This is a genomic window from Micrococcus sp. KRD128 (assembly GCF_017168395.1).
GTDB classification, from domain to species: domain Bacteria; phylum Actinomycetota; class Actinomycetes; order Actinomycetales; family Micrococcaceae; genus Micrococcus; species Micrococcus luteus.
Window position 1 is genome coordinate 1 of record NZ_JABFAX010000018.1, and the last position, 4,080, is coordinate 4,080.

General features: G+C 76.7%; 5 protein-coding genes. 3 read left to right on the forward strand and 2 right to left on the reverse strand.

Features of this window, described 5'->3' with window-relative positions; translation table 11 throughout:
• Window positions 1-68: 68 nt before the first annotated feature.
• The gene (locus J1M44_RS09445) at window positions 69-821 is read right to left on the reverse strand and encodes a LysM peptidoglycan-binding domain-containing protein (RefSeq protein WP_002854864.1); all 753 of its coding nucleotides are present in this window, start codon (window positions 819-821) and stop codon (window positions 69-71) included.
• A 155-nt stretch (window positions 822-976) separates the two neighbouring features.
• On the opposite strand from J1M44_RS09445, the gene J1M44_RS09450 reads away from it, so the two are divergent.
• A complete protein-coding gene (locus J1M44_RS09450) occupies window positions 977-1,534 on the forward strand; it encodes a hypothetical protein (protein WP_002854862.1) in 558 nt (185 codons plus the stop codon).
• Between the two features lie 15 nt (window positions 1,535-1,549).
• Here J1M44_RS09450 and J1M44_RS09455 read toward each other — a convergent pair whose 3' ends face one another.
• On the reverse strand, window positions 1,550-1,774 hold the full coding sequence (locus tag J1M44_RS09455; RefSeq protein ID WP_002854861.1) for a helix-turn-helix domain-containing protein: 225 nt from the start codon (window positions 1,772-1,774) through the stop codon (window positions 1,550-1,552).
• Window positions 1,775-2,011: 237 nt separating this feature from the next.
• Here J1M44_RS09455 and J1M44_RS09460 point away from each other — a divergent pair, with 237 nt between their 5' ends.
• Window positions 2,012-2,647, forward strand: coding sequence for an SAF domain-containing protein (locus J1M44_RS09460; RefSeq protein WP_205812351.1), 636 nt, complete (start codon window positions 2,012-2,014; stop codon window positions 2,645-2,647).
• Window positions 2,648-2,649: 2 nt separating this feature from the next.
• Window positions 2,650-4,080, forward strand: a 1,431-nt coding sequence (locus tag J1M44_RS09465; protein ID WP_206480890.1) for an ATPase, incomplete at its 3' end; no start/stop codon positions are given.

Here is a 4,080-nt window from a genome sequence, read left to right on the forward strand (position 1 = left end):
GGTGGCGAGGGCGGTCATGGCGGTCTCCTGAGGACGAGGCGAAGCGGGGGAGTGCAGGGTCGTGGATGTCATGGCCGTGGTCCGTCCACGCCGGCGTGCGGGGCGAACACGGGAGAGGTCAGCACGGTGCCGGGCAGCAGCAGGTGCGGGTCGTCGCCGATCACTCGCCGGTTGGCCTCGTACCAGCGGCGCCACCGGGCGTCGATCTCTCGGGGGGTCGCGTCCGGGCCGAGCTCGGCGGCGGCGAGGTGCCACAGGCAGTCGCCGCGCCGGACGGTGACGGTGGGGTGGTCCGGATCTGCGCGGCCGGTGCCGGCACCCGGCGGGGCCGGCGCCGGGGGCCGGGGCGTCCACGCGGCGTCCGGCGCCGGGGCCTCGACGCCGGTGGCGTGCGCGGGGGACGCGGCCACGGTCCAGGAGGCGTCCGGCACGGGACGAGCCGTGTCCGCCCACGCGGCCGGCGCCGCGAGCAGCTGGGCACCGACGACGGCGCCGGCCACGCGTCCGAGCAGGGCGGGAGTGAGGCTCCGGCCCAGGCGGGCCCAGGCCGGCCGACCCGCACGGCGCCCCAGCGCGAGAAGCGCCAGCCCGAGCAGGCCCACCGCCCACCACGCGAGCAGTCCGAGCCCCGCGAGACCGGCACCGAGGCCCAGCACGCGGGTCAGTTCCGCCGCCGGCGCGCTGGGGTCCGTCTGCAGCAGCGCCGCGGCACAGGCGAGCAGGCCGGGTCCGGCCAGAAGCAGGACGGTGAGGCCGACGGCGTCCGCCGCGTCGACCGGCCGGGTCGGGGCCGGGCCGGCCGGTGATGTCGTGCGCTCCATGGATTCCCCTCCTGTGCATTCGTCCGGCCGGGATCCCGCGATCAGGCCGGTGATGATGACCACAGTGAACTGCACGGCCCGATGGGTGTCAAGAGTGATGTTTGATGATGTTTGACGATGCCCGGCACGGCTGCTGAGCCTCCTATGCTGAGCGCATGCGGTGGAACGGACTCTTCGACGACCTGGAGGCGCACTGGGTCGACCTCGGATGGCAGGAGACGGTGGCCGAGGCCGCGGAGCTGACCCGAGCGGAGTGGATGGCGCTGTCCCTGGCGGACCGCCTGCGCGGAGCCCGCGGGCGGCAGGTCCGGCTCCACCTGGCCTGGGGCGAGGCCGTGGACGGAGTGGTGCACACGGTGGGCCAGGGCTGGGTCGGCGTGCACGTCGACGGCTCGGGATCGGCGATCGTCGCGGTGGACTGCGTGGCGGCCGTGGAGGCCGACCTGACCCGGGCCGCTCTCGCGCCCGAGCTCGCTGCGGCCGGCTGGGGGACGGTGCTGCGCGGCATCGCGCGGACGCGCCAGCCGGTGGCAGTGACGGGGCGCCTCGGCGCGGCACTGGCGGAGGGCACCGTGGACCGGGTCGGCGGCGATCACCTCGACATCGCCCGCCACCCGCGGGATGAGGCCCGGCGGGCCGCGGCCGTCCGCGGGCGGCTCATCATCCCGTTCGGGGCGCTGGGGACGGTCCGGACCGCGCTGCGTCCTGCCTGAGCAGATCGTGTGGGCTCAGCGGGCCTTCGCGTCCGCCTCGGTCCATTCCCGGACGCGGGCGCGAGTCACTTCCTTCTGACGCTCCACGTAGTCCTCGAGCCAGGACACCTCGATGCGCCACTGGCCGCGGCCCCCGACCTGGATGGCCTGCAACTCACCCGAGCGGACCAGGGCGCGGGCGGCCTGACCGGAGATGTTCAGGGTCTCCGCGACATCGGTCAGGGTGAGAAAGCGCTGCACGGTGCTCCTTCGGTCGAGGCGTCCAGGACGGTCGCGGTCGGCCCACGACGTCGACCCATTCAACCCCGGGATCACCCCGAGGCGACACTTTTCCACAGCGCACGCGGCGGATCCGGCGATCCACGGCAGCGGCGGTTACCCTGGGCGCAGCGCGGAGGGGCCGACACCGACGGGGTGCCGGGGCCGCGGCGGCCCGAGAGGCCGGTCCGAAGGGGGGAACATCCGGTGTCCACGACCATGTCCGCGTCCGCCGAGGGCGGCCGTCTGCGCCGGCCCCGCTGGCGGGATCCCCGGCTCCTCGTCGGTCTCGTGCTCGTCCTCGCCTCGATCGCCGGCGTCGTGGCGCTGGTCGCCTCCTCGCAGCGGACCGCCGCGTACTGGACGGCCGCGGAGGACCTGCCCCCGGGAACGCCCATCGCGGCCGGGGACCTGCGGCCCGTGGAGGTGAACCTCAGCGAGGCCGGCGAGCGGTACCTCAGCGCCGATGCTCCGGCGCCCGAGGGGCGGATGGTCTCCGGGACGGTCCGGGCCGGCGAGCTGCTGCCGGCGGCGGCACTGGTGGACGCGGACCCGGACGGCCGTCGTCCCGTCGGGGTGGCCCTGGACGAGCCGCTGCCGTCCGGCGTGGGCGTGGGGGACCGCGTGGACGTCTGGGTGGCCATGCCCGCCGAGGGAGGCCGCGGCCATGCGGACCCGGCCCGGCTGGCCGAGGCGCTCGAGATCTCCGAGGTCACGGCGGAGCAGAGTGGCTTCGGCGGCTCGGGCACCACCCGGGTGCAGCTGCTGGCACCGGAGGAGACCCTGCCGCGCATCGTGGACGCGAAGGTCAAGGACGCGCGGGTCACCCTCGTGCCGGCCCACGGGGTGCGCTGACCGTGCGCATCGCCCTGGCCACCACCGTCCAGCCGGGCCTGGACCACATCGGCCCGCTCGAGCGGCACCAGACGGACATCACGGTCCTCCGCCGGGCCGAGGACCTCGCCGAGCTGCTCGCGATCGCCCGCTCCGGTCTCGTGGACGCGGTCCTCGTGGCCGGGGACACCGAGTCCCTCACCGCCGCCTTCCTCGAGGAGACGGCCCGGCTGCCCCGACCCGTGGGCGTGGCGGCCCTCAGCGAGGTCCGTGCCGAGCGGCGTCGCCTCCGCGGCATGGGGGTGCCCTGCGTGCGCGCCGACGCCGACGCCGAGCAGATCGCGGCCGTCGTCGTGGAGTCCGCGAGCGCGGCCGCGGAGGGCCGCCGGCCCGCGACCTCGCACGGGGAGGACGCCGACCACGCCCTGGATCAGGCCGAGGACCTCGACGACCTGCCGATCACCCTGGAGACGCTCGGCGCGGACGAGGTGCCCGGCCTCACGGACCCCTGGCGCGACGCCGACGAGCCCAACGACGCCGGGCCGGGTGCCGCCCCCGCCGCGGCCACGCCCGGCGGCGGCCCCGCCACCGCGGACGAGGGAGCCGACCCCGCACCCTCTCCGGAGGAGGGCGAACCGGCCGGACCCGCGCGGGAGTCCCTGGTGACCGTGGTGTGGGGCCCCACCGGCGCTCCGGGACGCACCACCGTCGCCGTGAACCTCGCCGCCGAGCACGCCGTGGCCGGCCGGAACACGCTGCTGATCGACCTGGACACGTACGGCCCCGCCGTCGGTGTGCACCTGGGGCTGACGGAGGAGTCGGCCGGCGTGGCGCGGGCCGTGCGGCGGGCCGACCACGGCCGGCTGGGCGCCGCCGACCTGGCGGCCGCGGGCGTCCGCGTCCGCGTCGCCGGCGCGGACCTGACGGTTCTGACGGGACTCACCCGCGTGGACCGGTGGCCGGAGCTGCGCCCCGCCGCCGTCACCGCGCTGATCGCGGCCGCCAGGGAACGGTGGGACCGCGTGGTCGTCGACGTCGGGTTCGGTCTCGAACAGGACGAGGAACTGTCCTTCGACGTGCCCGCCCCACAGCGCAACGGTGCGACCCGGGCGGCGCTCGCCGCGGCCGACGAGGTCATCGCGGTCGGAGGGCCGGACGCCGTCGCGCTGCCCCGCCTGGTCCGCGGGGTCGAGGAACTGGCGGAGATGGCTCCGGCGGCACGGCTGCGCGTCGTTGTCAACCGGCTCCGGCCCGCGGCCGCCGGCGTCGCCCCGCGCGCGCAGGTCGAGGCCGTCTGGAACCGCTACGCCTCGCCCGCCACGCCGCTGGAGGCGTTCCTGCCGTGGGACCCGGCCGCCGCGGACCCCGCGCTGCTCGCCGGCCAGGTGCTCGCCGAGGCCGCTCCGAACAGCCCGCTGCGTCGCGCCCTCGCCACGCTGGCCGGTGTCCCCGCC